The 24,429-nt window shown below is 72.3% G+C and carries 21 protein-coding genes, 2 tRNA genes, 1 pseudogene and 1 riboswitch; of the genes and pseudogenes, 5 read left to right on the top strand and 19 right to left on the bottom strand.

Annotated elements, in window-relative coordinates:
- The first annotated feature begins 46 nt into the window (after window positions 1-46).
- Window positions 47-1,144, top strand: a complete 1,098-nt coding sequence (gene modC, locus LPC08_RS17240) for a molybdenum ABC transporter ATP-binding protein (RefSeq protein ID WP_230449467.1) — start codon at window positions 47-49, stop codon at window positions 1,142-1,144.
- Between the two features lie 108 nt (window positions 1,145-1,252).
- On the opposite strand, the gene LPC08_RS17245 is transcribed toward modC, so the two are convergent.
- The 3 genes from LPC08_RS17245 to LPC08_RS17255 are packed head-to-tail and all read right to left on the bottom strand — an operon-like array spanning window position 1,253 to window position 3,792.
- Window positions 1,253-2,350, bottom strand: a complete 1,098-nt coding sequence (locus tag LPC08_RS17245; RefSeq protein WP_230449468.1) for a trypsin-like peptidase domain-containing protein — start codon at window positions 2,348-2,350, stop codon at window positions 1,253-1,255.
- Window positions 2,351-2,406: 56 nt separating this feature from the next.
- Window positions 2,407-3,078, bottom strand: a complete 672-nt coding sequence (locus LPC08_RS17250; RefSeq protein WP_230449469.1) for a hypothetical protein — start codon at window positions 3,076-3,078, stop codon at window positions 2,407-2,409.
- Window positions 3,079-3,105: 27 nt separating this feature from the next.
- Complete coding sequence (locus tag LPC08_RS17255; RefSeq protein WP_230449470.1) at window positions 3,106-3,792, bottom strand: HupE/UreJ family protein; 687 nt, start codon at window positions 3,790-3,792, stop codon at window positions 3,106-3,108.
- Window positions 3,793-4,053: 261 nt separating this feature from the next.
- On the opposite strand from LPC08_RS17255, the gene LPC08_RS17260 reads away from it, so the two are divergent.
- Window positions 4,054-4,248 carry a heavy-metal-associated domain-containing protein gene (locus tag LPC08_RS17260; RefSeq protein WP_230449471.1) on the top strand — a complete coding sequence of 65 codons (195 nt, stop codon included), beginning with the start codon at window positions 4,054-4,056 and terminating at the stop codon, window positions 4,246-4,248.
- A 29-nt stretch (window positions 4,249-4,277) separates the two neighbouring features.
- On the opposite strand, the gene LPC08_RS17265 is transcribed toward LPC08_RS17260, so the two are convergent.
- Window positions 4,278-4,754 carry an Lrp/AsnC family transcriptional regulator gene (locus LPC08_RS17265; RefSeq protein WP_230449472.1) on the bottom strand — a complete coding sequence of 159 codons (477 nt, stop codon included), beginning with the start codon at window positions 4,752-4,754 and terminating at the stop codon, window positions 4,278-4,280.
- Window positions 4,755-4,882: 128 nt separating this feature from the next.
- Between LPC08_RS17265 and hppD the strand changes: the two genes are divergently transcribed.
- Window positions 4,883-5,992 (top strand): 4-hydroxyphenylpyruvate dioxygenase, encoded by a 1,110-nt coding sequence (gene hppD, locus LPC08_RS17270; protein WP_230449473.1) that lies wholly within the window; start codon window positions 4,883-4,885, stop codon window positions 5,990-5,992.
- A gap of 496 nt (window positions 5,993-6,488) precedes the next feature.
- Here the strand turns inward: hppD and apaG are convergent, their stop codons facing one another.
- Together apaG and metZ are read right to left on the bottom strand one after the other, a co-directional pair.
- The gene (gene apaG / locus LPC08_RS17275; RefSeq protein WP_230449474.1) at window positions 6,489-6,899 is read right to left on the bottom strand and encodes a Co2+/Mg2+ efflux facilitator ApaG/CorD; all 411 of its coding nucleotides are present in this window, start codon (window positions 6,897-6,899) and stop codon (window positions 6,489-6,491) included.
- Between the two features lie 115 nt (window positions 6,900-7,014).
- Window positions 7,015-8,250, bottom strand: a complete 1,236-nt coding sequence (metZ, locus tag LPC08_RS17280) for an O-succinylhomoserine sulfhydrylase (RefSeq protein ID WP_230449475.1) — start codon at window positions 8,248-8,250, stop codon at window positions 7,015-7,017.
- Window positions 8,251-8,307: 57 nt separating this feature from the next.
- A riboswitch (SAM riboswitch) is annotated at window positions 8,308-8,386 on the bottom strand.
- Between the two features lie 109 nt (window positions 8,387-8,495).
- Here metZ and LPC08_RS17285 point away from each other — a divergent pair.
- A tRNA-Gly gene (locus LPC08_RS17285) sits at window positions 8,496-8,570 on the top strand.
- Between the two features lie 33 nt (window positions 8,571-8,603).
- On the opposite strand, the gene fdhD is transcribed toward LPC08_RS17285, so the two are convergent.
- Window positions 8,604-9,422, bottom strand: a complete 819-nt coding sequence (gene fdhD, locus LPC08_RS17290) for a formate dehydrogenase accessory sulfurtransferase FdhD (protein ID WP_230449476.1) — start codon at window positions 9,420-9,422, stop codon at window positions 8,604-8,606.
- Window positions 9,423-9,506: 84 nt separating this feature from the next.
- Here fdhD and selD point away from each other — a divergent pair, with 84 nt between their 5' ends.
- On the top strand, window positions 9,507-10,568 hold the full coding sequence (selD, locus tag LPC08_RS17295; protein ID WP_230449477.1) for a selenide, water dikinase SelD: 1,062 nt from the start codon (window positions 9,507-9,509) through the stop codon (window positions 10,566-10,568).
- A gap of 519 nt (window positions 10,569-11,087) precedes the next feature.
- Here the strand turns inward: selD and LPC08_RS17300 are convergent.
- The 12 genes and pseudogenes from LPC08_RS17300 to tagF all read right to left on the bottom strand — a co-directional run bounded on the left by LPC08_RS17300 (window position 11,088) and on the right by tagF (window position 24,383).
- Window positions 11,088-12,080, bottom strand: a complete 993-nt coding sequence (locus LPC08_RS17300) for a phospholipase D family protein (protein ID WP_230449478.1) — start codon at window positions 12,078-12,080, stop codon at window positions 11,088-11,090.
- Between the two features lie 131 nt (window positions 12,081-12,211).
- Window positions 12,212-12,583, bottom strand: coding sequence for a hypothetical protein (locus LPC08_RS17305; RefSeq protein WP_230449479.1), 372 nt, complete (start codon window positions 12,581-12,583; stop codon window positions 12,212-12,214).
- Window positions 12,584-12,609: 26 nt separating this feature from the next.
- Window positions 12,610-12,705, bottom strand: a tRNA-Sec gene (locus tag LPC08_RS17310).
- 108 nt (window positions 12,706-12,813) lie between these two features.
- Window positions 12,814-14,640, bottom strand: a pseudogene (selB, locus tag LPC08_RS17315) (selenocysteine-specific translation elongation factor); the annotation flags it as partial.
- Window positions 14,637-15,422 carry an SEL1-like repeat protein gene (locus tag LPC08_RS17320; protein WP_230449480.1) on the bottom strand — a complete coding sequence of 262 codons (786 nt, stop codon included), beginning with the start codon at window positions 15,420-15,422 and terminating at the stop codon, window positions 14,637-14,639. The pseudogene selB and the gene LPC08_RS17320, both read right to left, overlap by 4 nt.
- Complete coding sequence (selA, locus tag LPC08_RS17325) at window positions 15,409-16,782, bottom strand: L-seryl-tRNA(Sec) selenium transferase (RefSeq protein ID WP_230449481.1); 1,374 nt, start codon at window positions 16,780-16,782, stop codon at window positions 15,409-15,411. The genes LPC08_RS17320 and selA overlap by 14 nt, the downstream gene beginning before the upstream one ends.
- Before the next feature lie 334 nt (window positions 16,783-17,116).
- Window positions 17,117-18,031 carry a formate dehydrogenase accessory protein FdhE gene (gene fdhE, locus LPC08_RS17330; protein ID WP_230449482.1) on the bottom strand — a complete coding sequence of 305 codons (915 nt, stop codon included), beginning with the start codon at window positions 18,029-18,031 and terminating at the stop codon, window positions 17,117-17,119.
- Between the two features lie 43 nt (window positions 18,032-18,074).
- Window positions 18,075-18,764, bottom strand: a complete 690-nt coding sequence (locus LPC08_RS17335) for a formate dehydrogenase subunit gamma (protein ID WP_230449483.1) — start codon at window positions 18,762-18,764, stop codon at window positions 18,075-18,077.
- Window positions 18,761-19,768, bottom strand: a complete 1,008-nt coding sequence (gene fdxH / locus LPC08_RS17340) for a formate dehydrogenase subunit beta (protein WP_230449484.1) — start codon at window positions 19,766-19,768, stop codon at window positions 18,761-18,763. Before fdxH ends, LPC08_RS17335 begins: the two co-directional genes overlap by 4 nt.
- Complete coding sequence (gene fdnG, locus LPC08_RS17345) at window positions 19,765-22,857, bottom strand: formate dehydrogenase-N subunit alpha (protein WP_255702353.1); 3,093 nt, start codon at window positions 22,855-22,857, stop codon at window positions 19,765-19,767. The genes fdxH and fdnG overlap by 4 nt, the downstream gene beginning before the upstream one ends.
- A gap of 204 nt (window positions 22,858-23,061) precedes the next feature.
- Entirely contained in the window at window positions 23,062-23,871 is an 810-nt protein-coding gene (locus LPC08_RS17355) for a PP2C family protein-serine/threonine phosphatase (protein ID WP_230449487.1), read from the bottom strand.
- Window positions 23,868-24,383 (bottom strand): type VI secretion system-associated protein TagF, encoded by a 516-nt coding sequence (gene tagF, locus LPC08_RS17360; RefSeq protein WP_230449488.1) that lies wholly within the window; start codon window positions 24,381-24,383, stop codon window positions 23,868-23,870. The genes LPC08_RS17355 and tagF overlap by 4 nt, the downstream gene beginning before the upstream one ends.
- Window positions 24,384-24,429: the final 46 nt, after the last annotated feature.

Consider the following 24,429-nt stretch of genomic DNA (forward strand, 5'->3'; position numbering starts at 1 on the left):
GCACCGGACGGGCAGCCCCCGCCCGCCCCGGCCGGCCGCACCGCTGATGCTGGAGGTCGCGCTGCGCCACCGCTTCCCCGGCCCGGGCGGCTTCCTGCTGGAGGCGGGCTTCACCGCGCCGGTGCCGGGGGTCACCGCCCTGTTCGGTCCCTCGGGCTGCGGCAAGTCCACCCTGCTCGCGGCGGTGGCCGGGCTGCTGCGCCCCGATTCCGGCCGGATCGCCCTGGGGGAGGAGGTGCTGCTGGACACCGCGCGCCGGATCGCCCTGCCGCCCGAACGCCGGCGCTGCGGCGTGGTGTTCCAGGATTCCCGCCTGTTCCCGCACCTCTCGGTGAAGGGCAACCTGCGCTACGGGCTGCGCCGGGCGCCGCGCGGGGTGGCGGGGCCGGAGTTCGGCGCGGTGGTGGATCTGCTCGGCATCGGCCACCTGCTGGGCCGGCGCCCGGTCACCCTGTCGGGGGGCGAGCGGCAACGGGTGGCGCTGGGTCGCGCACTGCTGTCGCGGCCGCGCCTGCTGCTGATGGACGAGCCGCTGGCCGCGCTGGACGCGGCACGCAAGGCGGAGGTGCTGCCCTTCCTGGCGCGGCTGCGCGGGACCCTGCGCGTGCCCCTCCTCTACGTCACCCATGCGCTGGACGAGGTGGATCGCCTGGCCGACACGCTGGTGCTGATGCAGGCCGGGCGGGTGGTGGCCAGCGGCAGCGTCGAGGCGCTCTCCACCCGCACCGACCTGCCGCTGCTGTCCGCGCGGCCGGATACGGGTGCCGTGCTGGCCTGCACCGTGCTGGCGCGCGACGCCGCCGGCATGCTGCTCCGCCTGGGCTTCGCCGGCGGCACGCTGCTGGTGCCGCCGGGGCCGGAGGACGCGCCGCCCGGCACCCGGCTGCGGGTCCGCATCCGGGCGCGCGACGTCTCCGTGGCCATCGCCGAGCCGCAGGGGCTGTCCGTGCAGAACGTGCTGCCCGCCACGCTGGAATCCCTGGAAGCGCGCCCGCCCACCGAGGTCATGCTGCGCCTGCGCCTGGGCGGATCGGTGCTGCTGTCCCGCGTGACGGCCGACGCCGCCACCCGGCTGGCGCTGCGCCCCGGCCAGCCCGTCTGGGCCCTGGTGAAGTCGGTCGCCATCGGGCCCGACCCGGGCTGATCCGGGCCGGCCCGCGCCGCCGGCTCATGGCGGCGGGCGCGCCGCGCCGGGTCCCGGCAGGGGAGGAAGCGGCGCCGCCCGTGGTCCCGCGCGCCCCGGACGGCCGCGCTACTGCTCGCAGCGGATGAAGACGGTGGAGCGTCCGGCGACCTCGCCCACATCCGCCGCGCTGCGGTCCGGGCCGCGGCTCTCCGCCGTGGCGGGCGGCACGCCGGCCGCGCGCAGGAAGGCGGCCGCGCGCTCCCCCTTCACCGCGAAGTTGATGTTCTGCGCGATGTCGCCGGTGCGCTGCGCCACGCGCTGGGCGTTCAGCTTGGACACCACGACGCCCACCACGTTCCCCTGCATGTCCAGCAGCGGCCCGCCGGAATTGCCCGGCTGGACCGGGGCGCTGATCTGGAACTGGTTCGGGTCGTCGCCCAGCCCGGCGAGGCCGTTGATCTCGCCCCGCGTCAGCTTCGGGTCGGAGGAGAGCAGCCCGGCCAGGGGGAAGCCGTAGGCCACCACGCCCTCGCCGCGGCGGACGGGATTGCTGCGGAAGGCCAGGACGGAGCCGGTCAGGCCGGGCACGCGCAGCAGGGCGAGGTCCAGCCGGGGGTCCACCTGCACCGGCGGCACGGCGGCGTGGCTGCGGCCATCGGGGCCGCGGACCAGCAGCCGGTCGCAGCCGTTGACCACGTGCTGGTTGGTCATCACCCGCTCGTCCGCCACCAGGAAGCCGGTGCCGGAGGCGGCGCGGGCGCCGGGGTTGGGCTGGGCGGACGGCGGGGTGGGGCGGCCGCGGGGCGGAGCGGGGGCGGCCGCCAGGGCGGCGTCGATCGCCACGCTGCGGTCGCCCTCGCAGATCTCGGTGTTCCGCTGCACCGCCTCGCGGCCATCCGCCAGCACCAGGCGGATGTCGAAGCGGCACCCCGCCTCGGCATTGGGGCGCAGGGAGAAGGCGGCGCCGGACGGCATCGGGCGGGGCAGCAGGTTGCGCCCCCAGTCCGCCCGGCCCGAGCGCACGGCGTAGAGCTGCGATGCCTCCACCCCCGTCCGGTTCAGCACGCGGAAGGGCTGGCTCGCCGGCGCGGCGGGCGCGGCCGGCTGGGCCCAGGCGGCGGGCGCCAGGGCGATGGAGGCCAAGGCGATGGAGGCCAGGGCGGCGGGGGAGAGGGCCGGCGCGGCGCGGAGCAGCGAGCCGGCAAGGATCAGGGCGAAACGCATGGCGCGCTGATCTGGCCCGCGTCCCGGCCGCGGTCAATCGCGGGCCGGCCCGGACGCTACTCGGCCCGGATCATGCCGCGATAGGCGCCATCGGTGCGCAGGGTCAGGGTCACCGTCGCATCGGACCGGTTGCGCCAGGACCAGCCGTGCCGCCCGGCAAAGGCCGCCACCAGCTCGCCCTTGTCGCCCCGCACGCCGGCGCCGCGGGAATAGGTGAGCGTGCCGGAGAGGGTCGGGTCGTAGGGCTCGCCATAGGCGTCGAAATTCACCCGCCCGCCCTGGACGGTCCAGTCGAAGGCGACGGCCGCGCCCTCGTCCATGTCCAGCTCCAGCTCCGCCGCCGCCTTCGGGCCCAGGGTCAGCACCGTCCGGTCCTGCCGCGCCTCCGGCGCCGTGGCGGCCAGCGCCGCATCCTCGGGCGTCATGGCCAGGTCCACCAGCGGCTGCAAGCGGGCGAGTTGCAGCTCCACCGCGGCCAGCCGGCGCTCCAGCGCCAGCATCGCGCGCGGCCGCTCCGCGGCGGCCTCCGCGGCCAGCGCCGCCTTGGTCTCGCCCATGCGGGTCAGGCCGAGGAGGCGGCCGGCGCCGAGGGGATCCACCCCGCGCTCGGCCGGCAGCACCACGGCCAGCAGGACCAGTGCGGCCAGCAGCGCGGCGAAGAGGGTGGAGAGGCGAAGCTGTCCCCCGGTCGGCAGCGCGGCATCGCGGGGATCGGGCGGCAGGGCCATGCGGTCTTGTCCTCCGAAGCGGATGGGTCAGGCGATGAGCAGGGCGGCGAGGCCGCGCCCGGCCAGGACGAAGCCCAGGGCCAGCAGCGCGACATTCGCCGGATAGGCGGGGCCGGCATGGCCGGCGTCCGGCCGGGCCGGATCCAGCGGCCCGCCGGGGCGGCGCCAGCCGCGCAGCACCCGGGCGCAGGCCAGCAGGGCGAGCGCCAGCCCCAGCCCGGCGCCCAGCCGGAAGGACAGGGCGTTGGCCAGCGCGCCCTGCGGCGAAAGGGGCAGGGCGGCCAGCGCCGCGGCGGCCGCCACCCCGAGCGCCCCGCGGGCCACCAGGGCGGCCAGCCGTCCGCTGTGGCGCCAGCCCAGCCAGCGGCGCCAGGCGCCGAGATTGTCCAAGGCCAGCCAGGCCAGGGCGGCCCCGAGCAGCGCGGCGCCGGCCTCCGATCCTGGCCCGGGCGCCCCCGGCCAGCCCAGCGCCACGATCGCGCCGAGGGCAAGGAGCGCGGCCCGCCCGGCGACATCGCGCCAGGGAAGCAGCAGCAGGGCGAGGAGCAGCAGCCACGCCGCGGGATCGGTCAGCACCTGCTTGGCGCCGAGGTAGAGGAAGGGCGCCGGCAGGACGCCGGCGCTCTCCGCCACGAAGCCGGCATCGCCCGTCACGACCACCCGTGCCAGGGCGGGGGACAGGGGCAGCGCGGCGGCCGCCAGGGCCAGGAGCATGGGAGGCGGCGGTCTCGGCACGGCGGAGATCTCCGATCCTGTGGGGGCGGGGAACGGCGCGGAGGGCCCGTCGCCGCCGGCCCGGGCCGCGGCGGAACCGCACTGCCCGGGCCTGCACCGGGCCTCCTTGCCCCGAACCGGCCGGATGGTCGAGCCCGCGGCGGGGCGGAAGCCGCCATCCCGGTGCCATGGCGGCCATGGCCCTTCCGGCGGCCGGGGCGCGATCCCAGATGCGGGGGAGAGCAGGCAGGAGCCGGATCGATGATCGAGCTGCAGGTGACGGGCATGGACTGCCAGCATTGCGTGAAGGCGGTGACGGAGGCCGTGCGCGGCCTGGACCCGGCCGCGAAGGTCGAGATCGACCTGCCCACCGGCCGGGTGCGGGCCGAAACCACGGCCACCCGCCCGGCCCTCGTCGATGCGATCGAGGCGGAGGGCTACACGGTCGCGGCGTAGCCCGCCCGGAGGCCGCCCCCCCGACGCGGTCAGGCCGGCAGGGGCAGCCGGCGCGTGTCCTTCAGGCGGTCCAGCACGATGGAGGAGCGGACCCGCGCGACGCTCTCATGCGGCAGCAGCCGCTCGTTCACCAGGACGGACAGGGCCTTCAGGTCCGGCACCACCGCCTTCATCAGGTAGTCCGTGTCCCCGGTCATGGCATAGGCCTCCTGCACCTCGTCCAGGCGGGCCACCAGGTCCCGGAAGCGGCGGGCGTTGTCGTGGCTGTGGGCGGAGAGCGTCACCTGGATGAAGACGCGCACGTGCAGCCCCACCGCCCCGGCCTCCAGTTCCGCCCGGTAGCCGCGGATCACCCCGGCCGCCTCCAGCGCCGCGCGCCGCCGCGAGCATTGCGAGGCGGAGAGGCCGATGCGCTCCGCCAGCTGTTGGTTGGTCAGCCGCCCCTCCTCCTGCAACGCCGCAAGGAGGCGCAGGTCGAAACGGTCCAGCCCAGAGACTTCGTGCATGATCGGGCCTCCCGGCGCAGGATCCTTGCATCCTCCGGCCCGGGACGTCCATGGAATGCGCCCCTCTTGCACCGGGGCGCGGCTAGCCTCGCGGGATCGAACACGACCCCCGCAAGAGGAGCACGTCCATGGGCCCCTTCCCGCATGACGCGCCGCGCGCGACGATCAGCGCGCACAACCCGGCCGGCACGGATGGCTTCGCCTTCGTCGAATACGCCAGCCCGGAGCCGGAGAAGCTGCATGCCCTGTTCCGGCAGATGGGCTTCACCGCCGTCGCGCGGCACCGGCACAAGGCCAGCACCCTCTACCGCCAGGGCGACATCGACTACCTGCTGACGGAGGAGCCCGGCTCCCACGCCGCGCGCTTCGCGGCGGAGCACGGCCCCGCCGTCCCCTCCATGGCCTTCCGCGTGGTCGACGCGCAGCACGCCTACCGCCGCGCGGTGGAGCTGGGCGCGGAGCCGGCGCCGGAGGCGGGCCGGAGCATGGACCTGCCGGCCGTGGTCGGCATCGGCGGCAGCCTGCTCTACTTCGTGGACCGCTACGGCGCCGCCGGCTCGGCCTATGACGACGAGTTCGAGTGGCTGGGCGAGCGTGACCCGAGGCCGCAGGGCGCGGGCCTGTTCTACATCGACCACCTGACCCACAACGTGTTCCGTGGCCGGATGGACGTCTGGTACGAGTTCTACCGGACGATCTTCAACTTCCGGCAGATCCGCTACTTCGACATCAAGGGCGAATATACCGGCCTCTTCTCCCGCGCCCTGACCAGCCCGGACGGCCGCATCCGCATCCCGCTGAACGAATCCGCCGACGACGAGAGCCAGATCGAGGAATACCTGCGCGCCTACAAGGGCGAGGGCATCCAGCACATCGCCTGCGGCTGCAACGACATCTACGGCACCATCGAGGGACTGCGCGGCAAGGGGCTGGCCTTCATGCCCAGCCCACCCGACACCTACTATGAGCGCGTGGACGCCCGCCTGCCCGGCCATGGCGAGGACCTCGCACGGCTGAAGGCGAACGGCATCCTGGTGGATGGGGAAGGCGTGGTGGAGGACCGCCAGGCGCGGCTGCTGCTGCAGATCTTCTCGGCCAACGTGATCGGGCCGGTCTTCTTCGAGTTCATCGAGCGCAAGGGCGACGACGGCTTCGGCGAGGGCAACTTCCGCGCGTTGTTCGAGAGCATCGAAGAAGACCAGATCCGCCGCGGCGTCCTCACCCGCGCGGCGGCCTGACCGCCCCGGCACGCCCGGCGTCCATGCCAGTGATGCGGACGACGGGATGACCTGACCCGTCATGCTGTGGTGTTCCAGCTGCGGACCGGGAGGGGACGCCGTCCCCTCCCAGACCCTCCCCTGCCGGGGCCACAAGCGGGCCCCGGTCCCCGCTGGGAATTGGCTCTTCGCGGTAGGCGTCAGCCTGCGGGCTGAACCCTGACGGAACACGGACAGGCGGGACTCCGAAGAAAGCTTTCAGAGGGCGTCAGCGAGTGCGGCGGCCGTACCCGCCGAGGAGCATGGCTCCTCGGCGCCTCGACCCCGTCGCAATCATCCGCGCGGCAGCGCCTCTCGGGTCCAGGGCCCGCAGGGTCCTGGCGGAGTGGGGGTATCGGGGGCGAGGCGGAGCCTTGCCCCCGGGGCACGGGCACCACGCCGGCAGACGTCAGCGCATCACCCCGCGCGTATGGTCCGAGCCAGGGGGTCTGGGGGCTGCGGCACCGGGGGGGAAGGTTCAGTTCAGCACGCTGGGCTGGTGCGGGCTATCCAGGCTGAAGGCCGGGATCTCCACATCGAAGGTCTCGCCACTGGCTGGCACGACCATGTGGTAGGCACCCCGCATGATGCCCGAAGGGGTCGGGAGCGGGGTGCCGGAGGTGTATTCGAAGCTCTCCCCCGGCTCCAGGACCGGCTGCTCGCCGACCACGCCGTCGCCGTGGACGCGCTGGGTCCGGGCCAGGGCGTCCGTGATCATCCAGGTGCGCCGGAGCAACTGGACGGTCTCGCGCCCCTGGTTCTCGATGGCGACGCGGTAGGCCCAGACGAAGCGGCCTTCCTCGGCCGACGACTGGTCGGCGAGGTAGAAGGGGCGCACCGAGACGCGAATGTTCCGCGTGGTGGCGGCGTAGGCATCCTGGCTGGACATGGCGTTTCCGCAGCAATAGCGCGCTTCGCGGCTCCGGCGGAACCGCCCGCGCGGCGGCGGGGAGGTCCTCACCGGATTGTTCGCGGCGGGCGGAGGGACCGCCCGCCACCCCGGCTCACTCGGCGGCCCGGCGTTCCCCGTGGCCCTGGGCGGCATCGAGCGCGGCGCCCAGATCCTCGATCAGGTCCTGCACGTCCTCCAGCCCGACGGAGAGCCGCACGGAGCCGTCGGTGATGCCCAGCCGCGCCCGCTCCTCCGCGCCCACGCGCATATGGGTGGTGGTGGCGGGGTGGGTCACCAGGCTGCGCGAATCGCCCAGGTTGTTGGAAACGTCGATCAGCCGCAGCGCGTCGAGGACGCGGAAGGCCGTCTCCTTCTGCCCCCCCGGCCCGCCCTTGATGTCAAAGGTGACGACGGTGCCGCCCGCCGACATCTGCCGCTGCGCCAGCTCGCGCTGCGGGTGGGAGGCGAGGGTGGGGTAGTGGACGCGCGCCACCTCGCCCCGGCTTTCCAGATAGGCGGCCACCGCGGCGGCGCTGGCGCACATGGCGGGGATGCGTAGGTGCAGCGTCTCCAGCCCCTTCAGGATCACCCAGGCGTTGAAGGGGGAGATGGCCGGGCCGGTGTTGCGGGTGAAGGGCTGCAGCACCTCCTCCACCCACTTGGCCGTCCCCAGCACGGCGCCGCCCAGCACGCGGCCCTGGCCGTCGAAGTGCTTGGTGGCGGAATAGACGACGACGTCGGCGCCGAGCTCGATCGGGCGCTGCAGCAGCGGCGTGGCGAAGACGTTGTCCACCACCACGATCGCGCCCGCCGCATGGGCGAGGTCGCTGACCGCGCGCAGGTCCACGATCTCCAGCATGGGGTTGGAGGGCGTTTCCAGCAGCACCAGCGCCGTGGGCTGCGACAGGGCGCGCTTCCACTGGTCGAGGTCGGCGCCGTCCACGAACTCCGTCTGGATGCCGTAGCGCGGCAGCAGGGTGGAGACGATCCAGTGGCAGGAGCCGAACAGCGCCCGCGCGGCCACCACGCGGTCGCCCGTCTTCAGGTGCGACAGCAGCGCCGCGTTCACCGCCGCCATGCCGGTCGCGGTGCAGCGGCAGGCTTCGGCGCCTTCCAGCCGCGCCAGCTTCTCCTCCAGCGCCGCCACGGTGGGGTTGGCGAAGCGGGAGTACTGGAAGCGCTTCACCGCGCCGGTGAAGGTGTCCTCCGCCTGGCGGGCGGTGTCGTAGACGAAGCCGGAGGTGAGGAAGAGCGCCTCGGACGTCTCGCCGTGCTCGGTGCGGTTCTGGCCGCCGCGGACGAGGAGGGTCGCGGGGCGGAGCGGCTTGTCGGGGAGGGTCTTGGCCATGCCGGGTTCCCATCGGATCAAGCCGGCCCGGTCGGGCGGCGCGCCCGGGATGGCCCCGGAGGCACCGCCACGGCCGTTTAGCGCGCTTCTTTCACCTCGCCGCAAGCTGGCCGGACAAATCGCGAGGGCGCCCGTTCCCGGACGCGCAGCGCTTCTAGACCCGGCCCGGCCGCAGGGGCAAGGGCAGGCGGGGTGCGGGGTGGCTTGCCCGGGGGAGGATGGCAGGCTAGACCTTGTCTGCTGGCGCGGGCGTAGTTCAGAGGTAGAACGTCAGCTTCCCAAGCTGAATGTCGTGGGTTCGATTCCCATCGCCCGCTCCACGTCCCCGGCTCTCCGATGCCCCACGCGGCGGATCAACGCGCCACGCGCCCCGGGTGGGTGAAGACCTCGAAGCCGTCCTCCCGGGCGATGCCGATCAGGGTCAGCCCCGCCGCCTCCGCCAGTTCCAGCGCCAGCCCGGTCGGCGCCGAGACGGCAGCCAGCACCGCGGCGCCCATCGCCGTCGCCTTCTGCACCAGCTCGACGCTGACGCGGCTGGTCATCACCACGATCCCCTTCCCCGCGTCATGCCCGCCGCGCGCCGCGGCGCCCGCCAGCTTGTCCAACGCGTTGTGGCGGCCGACATCCTCGCGCAGCGCGACCAGCCCCGCTTCCGGCAGCCAGAGCCCGGCGGCATGCACCGCGCGCGTCACCCGGTTCAGCCGCTGGGCCGGCGCCAGGCTGGCCATGGCGGCCGCCACCTCCTCCGCCGTGACGCGCGGCCCGGCCGGGGCGGCCGCCAGCTCGGGGAAGGCGGCGGCCAGACTCTCCAGCCCGCACAAGCCGCAGCCGGTCGGGCCCGCCATGCGACGGCGCCTCGCCTCCAGCACGCCCATCCGCTCCTCGCGGATCCACATGCGCAGCTCGACGCCCTTCGGCGCCGGCACGACCTCCAGCTCCTCGATCTCCGCCGGGCGGCGCACGATGCCCTCGGCCAGGCTGAAGCCGGTCGCGAAATCCTCCAGGTCGGCAGGGGTGGCCATCATCACGGCATGGCTCAGCCGGTTGTAGGTGAAGGCCACCGCCACCTCGGCCGGCAGGTCGCGCCGCCCCGCGCTCCAGGCGCCGCGGCGCCAGGCCAGCCGGTCCTCCACCCGTCGGAACGCCTGCTCCGGCACCGCGTGCTGATCCATGGGGTGCATGTGGCCCGCGGCGGCGGCAGCGTCCAGGGACGGGACCGGCTGGCACGGGTGCAGCGGAACCGGCACACTGCCGCGATGTCCGAGAACCCGATCCGGCTGACCGAACTGGCGCATGGCGGCGGCTGCGGCTGCAAGCTCGCGCCCGCCGTCCTGCAGGGCCTCCTGGCCGGCCAGCCGGCCGCCGGCCCCTTCGCCCAGCTCCTGGTCGGCACCGAGACGGCCGACGACGCCGCCGTCTGGCAGGTGGACGAGAACCTCGCCGTCATCGCCACCACGGACTTCTTCATGCCGATGGTGGACGATCCGCGCGACTTCGGCCGGATCGCCGCGGCCAACGCCATCTCCGACGTCTATGCCATGGGCGGCAGGCCCGTCATGGCGCTCGCCATCCTGGGCATGCCGATCAACAAGCTGGCCCCGGAGGTGATCCGGGAGATCCTGGCCGGCGGCGCCTCCGTCTGCGCCGAGGCGGGCATCCCCGTCGCCGGCGGCCATTCGATCGACGCGCCGGAGCCGATCTACGGCCTCGCCGTCATCGGGCTGATCCATCCCGACCGGGTGCGGCGCAACAGCGGGGCGCGGCCGGGGGATGCGCTGATCCTGACCAAGGGGCTCGGCATCGGCATCTATTCCGCCGCGATCAAGCAGGGGGTGCTGCCCCAGGGCGGGACGGACAGCGCCTATGCGGAGATGCTGGCCTCCACCACGTTGCTGAACCGCATCGGCACGGAGCTGGCCGAGGACCCGGCGGTGCACGGCATCACCGACGTGACCGGCTTCGGCATCCTGGGCCATGCGCTGGAGATGGCGCGCGGCTCCGGCGTGACCGTGACGCTGCGGCTCGCCGACCTGCCCTGGCTGCGGCACGCGCCGGAGCTGGCGGAACGGGGCGTGTTCACCGGCGCCTCCACGCGCAACTGGGCCAGCTACGGCGAGGCCGTCACCCTGCCGGAAGGGCTGGCGGAGGGGCCGCGCCGGCTGCTGACCGACCCGCAGACCTCGGGCGGGCTGCTGGTCGCCTGCGCGCCGGAGGCGGCGGAGGGGCTGGCGGCCCGCATCCGCGCGGCGGGGTATCCGCTGGCGCGGATCGTGGGCGGGGTATCGGCCGGGGAGCCGCGGGTGGTGGTGGCCGGGTGAAAACCCCGGGGGTCCGCGAACGCTTGGGTTCCGAGACGAGGCTGTCCTGGGAAGGAGACGAGAGATGCGCCACGCCCCGCTGCTGCTGACCGGCCTGCTGGCCCTCGGGCTGGCCGCGCCCGCCCTGGGACAGGGCCGGGACCAGGGCAGGCCGCCCTCCTCACAGAGCCTGGTCACCAATCCCGGCTGCCAGGATGCGGGCCGGGCCACCCCAGCCACACCGCCGGCCCAGGGGAGCCGCGATGGGACGGCGCCCGGAAATGCCGGCAACACGGGTTGGAGCGGAGGCACGGGCGGGTCGATGATCGGCACGAACCCGAGCGGGGCGCGGCCGGAGTCGAGAACCTGGCAGCCCGCGACGGCGCGGGGGCTAGACCCTATCGCGGCGCCGACGCGGCCGGACTCGGTGTGCTGAGGGTGGAACACATCCCTTCTCGATCTCCATTCCAATAACGGGGCGATGCAACCGCTTTGGCATTCAACTTCATTTTTTGGAAGACGAAACTTGAATTTGGCTGTTTATAGTCTATTTTCTCGCAACTCCGAGATTGCTTTGGCCAAATCGTGGGCGTTTGGATAAAAATATCGGCCTCTATCGCGCAGTCGTCGAACAAGTTCCGCATCTATACGCTGAGCATCGGTGAAGGACGGCGCATCTGTAGGTAGCATTGATCGAACCGAACGAGTATCTTGTACAGAAAAAACCCAACCCTCTTTATGGTCTAGCATTCGAACAATTCTAGGGTAAATACGAAGTGAATTCCTCGGAATCCAAAATTCGAGAAATATAGGCCTCCAGCGTAAAACGTCTCGCGCTTGCCAATTGGTAAATACGCCATTCTTGGGCATAGCGTCAATTTCTTCTTTTTCATCTGGCCGTATTTTTTTCGCCTTTTGTCGTGCGTTCGATATATCCTCCTCATCAGAGGCAATACGACTCACTACAAAGCTGAGATCACCAAATTCTTCGGGTTTTAGGCAGATCATATCAAGAAGTGAACCGGGTCGGCTAACTTCCGATACCATAGAATTTCGAGATTTAACAAAGCGCGCACGAGCTAATTCAACCGCGGCTTCATCTACTTTGTGAGAGCTTTCAAAGACCTTTTCAAACCAATTAGCGGTTGCTTGCCAGACAGGTGTATTTGGCTCGTGGAACGTTGCCGCTTCGATTAGTTTAGCGCCTTCACTGTCAAAGCCAATTCCATTGTCGGATGCGTTGGCTGACCCGATGATGACGCCTTGATCAGAAATATAGACTTTAGTGTGCAAACCAGACTTATGCCGCAATCGATTGTTCTCTGGCGCGCCAAGTTCAATCAGGGCATCAGGGCTAGTGCCACCCAGGTCAATGTTGCATACAACCCGCCAATCCTGCGGTCGGGCACCCATGCTCTCGAAAAACGAATGAGATCCTTTGCCCCAGAATGCAACAGCGCACCGGAGATTTTTGCCTCCTATAATACTTTGCAACGCTTTAGACAATTCCGCCCCAACAAGAAAATCCGCCATGAAGTTGCCCCCCAACCTGCCGTTCGTTAAGCAATGGCAAATACATATGCGATCCGCAGAAGCCTAAGACTCATGCCCATTCAGATCGTTAAACCACCCACGATCTTCGCGTAAATCAGAAAATAATCTACTCAGGTTGGATCAAGCCGCAGCCTCAACCCCTCGGCGTTGAAGAACTCCCCCTCCCCCACCAGCGACCGATCCTCGTACAGCGCCCGCGTCAGCGACCGCAGCCGGCCCCGCGCCTCCGCATCCGGCACCAGCCCCTCGCGCCCGGCGCGGTAGAAGACCGCCGCCGACCATTCCACCCCCGCCCCGGCGAAGAGCCGCAGCATGTCCGGCCAGCGAGTCTCCTCCCCCACCACATGCAGCCAGGCGCCGCGCAGCGGCTCCACCGTGCGCCCGGTCTCCCGCAGCAGCACGAACAGCAGCGTGAAGTCCCCCGTCTCGCGGTGGGCGGCGACCATCCACTCGTCGAAATCGGTGGTTATGGGCGGGGTCATGCGGGGTCCCCCGATGGCGCGCCGGGTGGCGGAAGAGAATGGGAGTCGAACCCACCCGGGACAGTCTCGCTGCCCCACCCGGATTTGAAGTCCGGACGCCCCACCGGGGACGCCTCTCTTCCAGCGGGATCGGCCGGCACGCGGCGGAACTGGTCGGCCCGGTGCGGATTCATGCGCCGCAGGTCGCCGCGCCGCAAGGTGACGCCCAGCCGGTCGAGGAAGTCCAGGATCTGGATCGCCACCTTCCGCCCGTTGTCCATGCGGTCGCGGAAGGCGGCGGCGGCGATCCAGCCGTCCGGGGCCTGCGCGGCCACGTCGCGGGCGATCTCCACCATCTCCGCCGTGGTGGCGCGCAGGAAGAAGTGGTCGTGCGCGATCTGGTCCACCCGCCCGAGGCGCGCGCAGAGCTTCAGCACGCGCCGCACCTCCGGCTCCGCCGCCTCCACCAGCGGCACCAGGTCGCGCACGCGCGGCGGCCGGAAGCGCGCCTCGCCGCCCAGCAGCGGCGCGATGCGGGCGAACAGCGCCTCGTCCGCCTCGGCCAGCGTCACCTCGTGGCCCGGCAGACGGAGGAAGGCGCCGTCCAGCACCAGCGCCCCGGCCCGCGCCTCGCGCTCCAGCACGGCGGTGAAGGCGGATGCCGGTAGCCGGGGCTGGAGGAGGAGGCGCAGCCGCTCGCGCCCGATGCCCTGCTGGTCCGGGTTCTCCGCGTGGAAGCCGGCCAGGGTCTCGGCCAGCCGGGCGCGATAGGCGTCCCAGCGCGGGCGGGACAGGGCCGTGCGCGTGCCCGCCGCCTCGATCACCACGAGGTCCAGTGCGGCCGCCATCGCCTCCGTCTCGCGCGCCGTCATCCCATGGTCGCGGCCGAAGGCGGCGAGGTCGAGGTGGTACGGCGGCAGCTCCAGCAGCCGCGCCAGCGCCACGGCCGGCTCCGGCAGGGCCAGCGCGTCGAGCTGGGCGAGGCGTTCCGGCGTGCGCCGCTTGCGCGCGGGGGCGCGCAGGTCGAGGAACCGCCCGCCGCCGATGGTCCGCTGCGCCGAGACGTCGCGCAGGATGAAGCGGTCCCCCGCGACGGCGGCGACGGGTGCGTCGAGCACGAGCTGGACGAAGCCACCCTCGCCCGGCGCGATGGGGTCGGCCAGCGGCACGACGCGGGCGCCCACCTCGGCGCTGGCATGGTGCAGCCGCGCGGGGAACCAGGTGCCGATGGGCTTCGGCTCGGAGGGCAGGGCGCGGAACCAGGCGTCGATGCGGTCCGTGGGCGCGTGCAGCGCCGGGTCCAGCACCATGTCGCCGCGCGCGATGCCGTCCTTGCCCACCCCCTCGCCGGCGAGGTTGAGGGCGCAGCGCTGCCCCGTCAGGCCACGCTCGGCGGGGCGGTTCTGCGCGTGGAGGGAGCGCACCCGCGCCGCGAGCCCGGATGGGCTGATCCGCACCGCCTCCCCCACCGCGACGGCGCCGCCCAGCACCGTGCCCGTCACCACCGTCCCCGCCCCGGCCAGGGTGAAGCAGCGGTCGACGGAGAGGCGGAAGGCCCCCTCCCCGCCCCGCTGTCCGGTCGCCTCGGCCGCCGCGTCCAGCGCCGCGCGCAGGGCGCCGATCCCCTCCCCCGTCAGGGTGGAGACGGGCAGGACCGTCGCCCCCGCCAAGCCGGTCGGCGCCAGCAGCGCGCGCAGCTCCGCCGTCACCGCCGCCCGGCGCGCCTCGTCCGCGAGGTCCGCCTTGGACAGCGCCACGATGCCGCGCCGGATGCCGAGCAGGTCCAGGATCGCCAGGTGCTCGCGCGTCTGCGGCATGATGCCGTCATCGGCCGCCACCACCAGCAGGGCGAAGTCGATCCCGCCCGCGCCCGCCAGCATGGTGTGGACGAAGCGCTCATGGCCGGGGACGTCGACGAAGCCCAGGCTGCGCGCGCCCTCCCCGGCATAGGCGAAGCCCAGCTCGATGGTGATGCCGCGCGCCTTCTCCTCCTTGAGGCGGTCGGTGTCGACGCCGGTCAGGGCGCGCACCAGCGCGGTCTTGCCGTGGTCGATATGGCCGGCGGTGCCGACGATCATCCGGGGGTCTCCACGACGGGGGGCAGCGGCTGCTGCGCCCGGTCCTGCGCCGCCATGATCTCCGCCACGCCCATCCCCGCGCGCACGGCGGGGATGAAGGGGCGCGAGAGCGTGCTGCCGCCCCGCGTCGCCCGGATCAGCCATTCCAGCGCCGCCACCCGGTCCACCGGCACCCCGGCGCCGAGATGCAGCGCCGCCCCCAGCATGGCCTGGGCATCCGCCTCGCCCCGCGCCGCCGCCTTCGCCCACCAGCGCGCGGCGAGCGCCACGTCGCGCGGGCCGCCCTGGGCATTGTGCGCCATCATGCCCAGCCGCGTCATGGCGGCGGGGAGGCCCGCCTCGGCCGCCGCCTGCGCCCAGCGCCGGGCGGCCACGGGGTCGGGCGGGTCGCGGTCCAGCAGATGCGCGCTGAGCGCGTCCTGCGCCGGGGCGTCGCCCGCCTCGGCGGCGGCGGCCAGCAGGGACTGCGCCCGGGCGGGGTCGGCGGGGACACCCGCGCCGCCCTCGCGCAGCAGCAGCGCCAGGTCGCGCAACGCCGGCGGATAGCCACGCTCCGCCGCAGGCGCCAGCCAGCGCGCGGCCAGGGCGGGATCGGGCGCCACGCCCAGCCCCGCGCGGAAGCAGGCGCCGATCCGCGCCTGGGCCCGCGCGTCGCCGGCCCGGGCCAGCGGCTCCCACAGGGCGAGTGCCTCCGCATGGGCGCCTGCGGCGAAGGCAGCCTCCGCCTGGGCGAAGGCGTCCGGCGCCAAGCCGCGCCCGAAGAGGCGCTCAAGCCAGGGCATCGGCCGGCAGCGCGTCCAGGCTGGCCAGGAAGCCTGCCGCGTCCTCCAGGCAGCGCAGGTCCAGCCACAGCGCTCCGTCCCGCACCCGGCCGATCACCGGCCGCGGCAGGGCGCGCAGCGCGGCGGCCAGGCGCTCCAGCGCGGCGCCGCCCGGCGGGGTCAGGCGCAGCGCGGCGCTGGGGATCGTCTCCACCGGCAAGGCGCCGGAGCCGATCTGGCTGGCGCAGGGCACGACCTCCACCGCGATCCCCGGCAGGCGGGACGCGACGTGCGGCCGCAGGTGCTGCGCCAGGGCTTCGATCTCCGCCACGGGGCGGGAGAGCAGGCGCAGGGTCGGCAGGCGCTCCGCCAGCCGGTCCGGGTCGCGGTAGAGGCGCAGCGTCGCCTCCAGCGCGGCGAGGCGGAGCTTGTCCACCCGCAGCGCCCGCTTCAGCGGGTTACGGTTGATGGCGGCGATCAGGTCGCGCCGGCCGACGAGGAAGCCCGCCTGCGGCCCGCCCAGCAGCTTGTCGCCGGAGAAGGTGACGAGGTCCGCCCCCTCCGCCACCGCCTCGCGCACCGTCGGCTCCCGCGCCAGGCCGAAGCGGGACAGGTCCACCAGCGTGCCGGAGCCGAGGTCGTTCAGCAGCGGCAGCCCCGCCTCGCGCGCGATGGCGGCCAGCTCCGCGCCCGCCACCGCCTTGGTGAAGCCCTCGATCCGGTAGTTGGACGGGTGCACCTTCACCAGCAGCCCCGTCTCCGGCCCGATCGCGTCGCGGTAGTCGCGGGCATGGGTGCGGTTGGTGGTGCCGACCTCGACGAGCTTTACCTCAGCCCGGGCCATGATGTCGGGCATGCGGAAGGCGCCGCCGATCTCGATCAGCTCGCCGCGCGAGACGATGGCCGACCGCCCCGCCCCCAGCGTGTTCAGCGCGATCAGCACCGCGGCGGCGTTGTTGTTGACGAGGGTCGCGTCCTCCGCCCCCGTCAGCTCCCGCAGCAGGCCGCGCAGGTGGTCGTCCCGCTCGCCGCGCTTCCCCGTGTCCAGGTCGAATTCCAGCGCCACCGCGTCGCGCATCGCGGCCGTCGCCGCCTCGATCGCCGCCTCGGCCAGCAGGGCGCGGCCCAGGTTGGTGTGCAGCACCGTGCCGGTGAGGTTGAACAGCGGCCGCAGCTTCGACCGCTCCCGCGCGGCCAGCGCCCCCTCCGCCAGCGCCGCCACCCCCGCCGCGTCGGGCAGCGGATCGGGCGGCGCGCGGCGCAGCGCGGCCAGGGCGTCGCGGATGGCGGCCGTCGCCTCGGCCCGGCCATGGCGCCCAACCAGCGGCGCGGCGGCGGCGAGGACGCGGTCCACGGAAGGAAGCGCACGGAGGTCGGTCATCGGGCGTCGCGCCGGTGGAACCATCCCGGGGTGAGGCGCTGCCTCCCCCCGAGACCCCCCTCCGCCGGGGAGGCAACGGCCTCCCCGGACCCCGCGTGGGGTTTGGCGCCGGGTGGCGGGGTCATGACAATGGCGGCACCCGGGGAGCGCGTGGTCAGGTGGGGCGCCAGCAGAAGAACCCGATGACCGCCCGGACGGAGGCCGCCATCGCCGAGGCGCCATGCGCCTCGGCGCGACCCCGCCCCTTGAATGGAGGTCCAGGGGCTCTGCTCCTGGCGGATGGGGGGCACCGGGGGGAAGGCGGCGCCTTCCCCCCGGGGGGCCGGCGCCACCGTCAGTACCCCAGCAGGAAGGGATCGAACCCGGCGCGGCTGTATTCCGTCTCCCGCATCAGCAGGTCGAGGCCGAGGCTGGCGACATCGTCGGCCACCGCCTCCAGGGCGGCGTTGCGGTTCTGGTAGAGGATCTTCACCCAGCTCCGGCAGGAATCGCAGACCTCCGCCTTCACCGTGTCGTCCTCCTCGGGCGAGCGGTAGCCGATGCCCTTGGTGGAGCCGCAGGCGAGGCAGGTGATGCGCACCTCGTTCCAGTGGGTGCCGCAGCAGGAACAGGCGGCGTAGCGCGCGCCTTCCGCACCCTGGTGCGCGACAACCAGCGAGGCGACGGGCGGGCCGCCGCAGGCGGGGCAGACGCCGTGGCCGATGCGGACCAGCCCGCCCGCCTCCAGCGTCGCGGCCAGGCGCGCGGCGTGGATCTGCACGGCGGCGGCGAGGAAGAGGTATTGCGGCAGCGCCTCGAAGGGGACGGCGTCGGACAGGACATCGGCCAGGGCGCCGTCCAGTTCGGCGGGCGCCGCGTGGCGCAGCGCGTCGAGCGCGGCCGCCGCCGGGGCGGGCATGGGGATCGCCGCCGCCGCGTCCAGGAAGCGCGTCACCGTCTCGCGCAGCAGCGGGTCGCGGAGCAGCGCGGCGCGGTCGATCGGCGGCATGGCGTTCTCCCGCGCGCGTTCGACCTGGGCGGCGGGAAGGGGATCGACGGCCGGGAGCTCCGCCGCGAGCGCCGACTGGATGGCGCAGAGCTGCCCCAGCAGGGTGAGGTAGGGGGCCAGGTCGCCCGATTGCGCCAGCCTCGCGAAGCGCTCCGCCCGGAGGCGGAACAGCGCCGCCGGGTCGGGCAGGAGGGCATAGGGAGGCTGGGCGAGGCGCCCGATCATGGAGGGATCGGGCTGGATGTTCTGGAAGCCTGACATGGTTCCTCGGCGGGCCGGACCGGCCACGCATCAGGGGGGGGTGTTACTCGGCCGGGTCGACCCGCCGCTGCCCGGCCAGCTCCTTCAGCCACTTGCGGTGGTGACGCCAGGCCCAGCCGCCGGTCACCGAGCCCCGCGTCATGGCCCGCAGCGTGCCGCGCGTCCAGATGGCCGCGTAGACGTGCAGGATGAAGACGCAGATGATCAGCACCGCCGCGACGGAGTGCACCAGCACCGCGATCCGCCGCGCGGGGATGGAGACGTAGGCGGCGAAGTACTGCTCCCAGATGGCCAGGCCGCTGGCGATCAGCACCAGGATCAGCCCGGTCATCGCCCAGAAGATGAACTTCTGCCCGGCATTGTACTTGCCCAGCTCGGGCAGCTTCTCCTCGTCCCCGCGGACCACGTCCTTGATCTGCGACAGCCAGACCCAGTCCACCCGCGCGGGCAGGTTGGCGCGCCAGAGCTGGAAGAAGAAGATGAAGAAGCTGAAGAACAGCACCACGCCGATCCAGGGATGGAAGGCGCGCGTGTTCTGGCCGCCGCCGAACAGGCCGGTCAGGAAGAACAGCGTGGGGGTGAACAGGGCGAGGCCGGAGACCGCCAGCAGGATGAGGCTGATGGCGGTGACCCAGTGGTTGAGACGCGCCAGCGGCCCGTAGCGGTCCACCGTGACCGGCGGGCCGGGGTGGATCGCGTCGCCCGGCTGGACGTGCTCCGTCTGCGCGCTCATCGCGGCCGCTCCTCCGGCGGCACGGCGGGCGGGGCGTGCGGCAGGGCGGTCTCGACCAGCTTCTCCGCGTTCTCCTCATCCTCGTGGGTCACGCGGTTCGGCTTGGCGAAGACGCCGTGCAGCACGCTGCCCACCGCGAGCATGCTCATCGCGGCGAGGCCGACATACTTGGTCATGCCCTTCCAGGCCTGCACCACCGGGGAGATGCGCGGGTTCTCCGGCAGGTCGGCATAGATGCCCGGCTGGTCGGCGTGGTGCAGCACGTACATGACATGCGTGCCGCCCACGCCCGGCGGGTCGTAGAGCCCGGCATTGGCGAAGCCGCGGGACTTCAGGTCGGCGATCCGCCCCTCCGCGTGCTTCTTCATGTCCTCCTTGGTGCCGAAGACGATGGCCTGGGTCGGGCAGGCCTTGGCGCAGGCCGGGCCCGATCCCACCGCCACGCGGTCGGAGCAGAGGGTGCACTTGTAGGCGCGGTGGTCCGCCTTGGAGATGCGCGGGATGTTGAAGGGGCATCCCTTGATGCAGTAGCCGCAGCCGATGCAGTTCTCGTGGATGAAGTCCACGATGCCGTTGGTGTACTGCACGATGGCGCCGGGCGCCGGGCAGGCCTTCAGACAGCCCGGATCGGCGCAGTGCATGCAGCCGTCCTTGCGGATCAGCCACTCCAGATTGTCCGTCTGCGGGTTCACCCATTCGGTGAAGCGCATCAGCGTGAACATGTCGGCGGTCAGGTCGTGGGGGTTGGTGTAGCTCCCCACATTCTCCTCCATCGCGGGGTGGGTGTCGTTCCACTCCACGCAGGCGGACTGGCACGCCTTGCAGCCGATGCACTTGGAGACGTCGATCAGCTTGGCGACGGGCGTGAGCTGGCGCTGCGGCGCCGGCAGGTTGTCCGTCGCCGAGCGGCGGAACAGGTCGGCCTCGCCGAAATGCGCCGCCACCGGCTGCGTCGGCGGGTTGGTCACCGCCGTCCGCGGGCTGTCGGTCAGGTTGCCGCTCATGACGTCACCCTCACCCGGTCCACCGGCGCCGTGGAGGGCTCCAGATTGACCTGGAACGCCTTGACCGCCGGCGTCTCGATGTTCGCCTCACCCACGAACAGCGTCAGCGAGTTGGGGCCGAAGCCCTTCCGCGCCGCGCCGGTGAAGCCCCAGTGCAGCGGGATGCCCACCACATGCACCGTCTTGCCGTCGCAGATCAGCGGCCGGATGCGCTTGGTGACCACGGCCCGGGCCTTCACCTCGCCCCGCTTCGACCACACCCGCACCCAGCCGCCGTTCGTCACGTTGCGCAGCCTGGCGAGTTCCTCGCTGATCTCGACGAAGAACTCGGGCTGCAGCACCGCATTCACCCGGTTGTGCTTGGTCCAGTAGTGGAAGTGCTCGGTCAGCCGGTAGGAGGTCGCCGCGAAGGGGAACTCCTCCGAATTGCCGAACTGGGGCACGTCGCTCTGGAAGATCCGTGCCACCGGGTTGCCGCGCATGCGCGGGTTCAGCGGGTTCGCGATGGGGCTCTCGAAGGGCTCCATGTGGCTGGGGAAGGGCCCGTCGCGCAGCATGCCCCGGCTGAACAGGCGCGAGACGCCCTCCGGGTTCATGATGAAGGGCATCACGTCGCGCGGCTTGGCCGTCGGCGCGATGTCCGGCACGTCGTCGCCCACCCACTTGGCGCCGTCCCATTCCAGGATCTTGCGCGTCGGATCCCAGGGCTTGCCGTCCAGGTCCGCCGAGGCCCGGTTGTAGAGCGTGCGGCGGTTGAGCGGCCAGGCCCAGGTCCAGTTGGAATAGGTCCCCAGCCCGCCGGGATCGCTGTTGTCCCGCCGGGCCATGTTGTTGCCCGCCTCGTTGAAGCAGCCGGAGTAGATCCAGCAGCCGCACATGGTCGAGCCGTCGTCGCGCAGCTGGCTGAAGTTCAGCACCTGCCTGCCGGCGGGCACGATCACCTTGGACGGGTCGGCCGGGTCCGTCAGGTCGGTCAGCGCCCGCCCGTTGATCTCCTTCGCCAGCTCCTCGGGCTCCGGCTCCTTCGGGTCGTGGTACGCCCAGGACAGGTTCAGGATCGGGTCGGGGAAGGCGCCCCCTTCCTTGCGGTACAGCTCGCGCATGCGGAGGAAGATTTCCGCCATGATCCGCGTGTCGTGCCGCGCCTCGCCCGGCGGGGAGGCCGCCGGCCAGAACCATTGCAGCCAGCGGCCGGAGTTGGTCAGCGAGCCCTCGTCCTCGGCGAAGCAGACGGTGGGAAGCTGGATGACCTCCGTCTGGATCGCGGCGGTGTTCACCGGGTTGAAGTCGCCGTGGTTCTCCCAGAACCGCGCCGTCTCCGTCTCCAGCGGATCCATGGTGATGAGGAACTTCAGCTTCGACAGGCCGGCCACCACCTTGTCCCGGTTGGGGAAGGCGAGCAGCGGGTTGAAGCCCTGGCAGATGTAGCCGTTCACGCGCCCGGCGTTCATCAGTTCGAACATGCGTAGCACGTCGTAGGCGGGCACGTCCAGCTTGGGCAGGTAGTCGTAGGCCCAGCCGTTCTCCGCCGTCGCGGCGTCGCCCCACATGGCCTTCTGGAAGCTGACCATGAACTTGCGGTAGTTCTGCCAGTAGCTGGTCTGGCCGGGGCGCAGCGGCTTGAACTGCCGCGACTTCATGTAGGTCTCGAAATCCGGCTCCGCCTCGGTCGGCATGTTCAGGTAGCCGGTGAGCAGGTGCGACATCAGGCCCAGATCGGTCAGGCCCTGGATGTTGGAATGCCCGCGCAGCGCGTTCATGCCGCCGCCGCGCACGCCGATATTGCCCAGGATGAGCTGGAGCATCGCCATGCCGCGGATGTTCTGGGCGCCGTGCGTGTGCTGCGTCCAGCCCAGCGCGTACATCGAGGTCATGGTCTTCGTGGGCGAGGAGCACTCGGCCACCATCTGCGCGACGCGGAGGAACTTCTCCTTCGGCGTGCCGCAGATGCGCTCCACCATCTCGGGCGTGTAGATCGAGACGTGCTGCTTCAGCAGGTTCCAGACGCAGCGCGGGTGCTGCAGCGTCGGGTCGACCTTCGCGAAGCCGTCCTCGCCGATCTCGTAGTCCCAGGAGGAGCGGTCATAGTCGCGCTTCTCCGGGTCGTAGCCGGTGAAGAGCCCGTCGGACCAGCCATAGCCCTCCTTCACGATGAAGGCGGCGTTGGTGAAGGCGCGGGTGTACTCCCACTGCACCTTGTCGTTCTCGATGCAGTGGCGGATCAGCCCCATCAGGAAGGCGATGTCCGTCCCCTGCCGGATCGGCGCGTAGACGTCCGCGACCGAGGCGGTGCGGGTGTAGCGCGGGTCGACGACGATCAGCCGGGCGCCACGGTGGGCCTTCGCCTCCGTCACCCACTTGAAGCCGCACGGATGCGCTTCCGCCGCGTTGCCGCCCATGACGACGACGAGGTCGGTGTTGCGGATATCGGTCCAGGAGTTCGTCATCGCTCCACGGCCAAATGTCGGGCCCAAACTGGACACCGTGGGGCCGTGTCAGACGCGCGCCTGGTTATCGAATCCGACGATCCCGAGGGTCTTGGCGACCTTGAAGGTGCACCAGGCCGTCTCGTTGGTGGTGGCGGAGGCCGCGAGCATGCCGGTGGTGGTCCACCGGTTCACCGGAACGCCCGCGTCGTTGCGCGCCACGAAGTTGGCGTCGCGATCGTCCTTCATCAGCCGCGCGATGCGGTCCAGGGCGACGTCCCAGGACACCCGCTCGAACCGGTCGGAACCGGGCTTGCGGATCATCGGGTATTGCAGCCGCGTGTCGGAGCGGACGAAATCCTTCAGCGCCGCGCCCTTGGGGCACAGCGTGCCGCGGTTGGTGGGGTGGTCCACGTCGCCTTCGACATGGAGCAGCTCCGCCCGCTCGCCCTTCCGGACGTCGCCGCGGGAATACATGATGACCCCGCAGGCGACCGAGCAGTAGGTGCAGGTGTTGCGGGTCTCGGTGGTGCTGGCGAGCTTCAGTGGCCTCACATGCGCCTCGACCGCGGCTTCCGCCTGATCGAATCCCATGGATACGAGCGAAGTCGTCGCCACACCCGCGCCGGCAGCCTTGACCAGGCTACGCCGCGAGAGTTGCATGTTCACGGCACCCTCCCGTCTTAGAGCTTCCCAGTCCGGCATTTGTGGCGGGGCCTCTGCATCCGTCAAGAAGAGACGGAGTTCGTTCCGGGCAAACCCACGCGAGGACTTCCGCCGTATATTGATGATGCAATGCAATCGCAATTGAAGCGCCCCACGCACGACGTCCGACTTGGCGCGCGACTTGCGCACCGGCCCGCGACGTCAGAGCGGGGCGCGCAGGGTCAGGTCCCCGCCATCGTCCGGCATCGGCGGCAGCGCCGGCGTCGCGACGGCGACCGGGACCGCCTTCGGCACCCGCCCGCCCTCGCGCAGGGCAACGGCGCTGACATTGTCCCGCGCCCCGGCGGCCAGCGCCGCCTCGACCAGCGCGGCGGCGCCCTGCCCGGCCTGCAGCCGGGCCGCGATGGCGGATTCCGGCAGCGCCTTGAACAGCCCGTCGCTGCACAGCAGGAAGGCGTCGCCCGGCGCGATGTGGCCGGAGACCTTGTCGAGCTCCAGCGCCCCGTTGGCCCCCACCGCGCGCAGGATGATGTTCGCCTGCGGGTGGCTCTCCGCCTCCTCCTCCGCCAGCTCGCCGCGATCCACCATCTCCTGCACCAGGCTGTGGTCCCGGGTCAGACGCAGCAGCGTGCCGTCCCGCAGCAGGTAGGCGCGGCTGTCCCCCGCCCAGAGGCAGGCGTAGTGCCCGTTGCGCGCCAGCAGCGCCACCACCGTGGTGGCGATCAGCCGGCCGCGCCCGGCGGCCTCCGCCCGGGCGTGCAGCTCCGCATGCACGCCCATCAGCCGCAGCCGCAGCTGCGCCAGCAGCTCCGCCGCCGACAGGCCAGGCGGGATCGCCTCCAGCGCCGCGGCCACGGCGGCGGAGGCCACGTCCCCCGCCCCGTGCCCGCCCGCGCCATCCGCCACGGCCCAGAGGCCGAGATCGGGCCGCTCCACGATCGCATCCTCGTTGCGCTGTCGGACGGTGCCGACATGGGTGCACGACTCGGAGACGAAGGGCGATATCGTCACGTCGGGGCGTCCAGCAGAAGGGTGAAGTCCGCGCTGTCCGGGAGGACGGGCAGCGGCCATTCCAGGGCCTCGGTCCACCAGCCCGGCGCCTCCTCGCCCTCGCCCTCCGGCGGCGGCAGGGCGGCGGCGAGCGCATCGGCGTCGACCGTCCCGGCCAGGGCATCGGCGGCCAGGGCCTCGAGCGCGGCGAACCAGGCCGGGCCGGGCGGCCGCTCGTCGGGCCGCAGCGCCGCCAGGGTCAGGGGGAAGCGGCGGCCCACGGAATCCCGGCTCGTCGCCAGCAGCCCGGCCACGGCCCCGGGACCGCAGGCTCCGGCGGGCAGGGCGAAGCGCCAGCGGGGCGCGGCATCCCAGGCCGCCTCCCACCCCTCGCCCAGGGCCGCGCGGGCGGCCGCCATGCCCGATTGCAGCCAGGCATCCCAGGGCGCCACGAACCCCGCCGGCAGGCCGCGGCGCACGAAATCGCCATGCGCCGGCATCTTGCCGTAGAGGCCCGTGGCGGCCGGGGTCACGTCGGCGGCCCCGCCCGGGGGATCGCCCGGGGGATCGTCAGAGAGA

Source organism: Roseomonas sp. OT10 (genome assembly GCF_020991085.1).
Taxonomy (GTDB): domain Bacteria; phylum Pseudomonadota; class Alphaproteobacteria; order Acetobacterales; family Acetobacteraceae; genus Roseomonas; species Roseomonas cutis.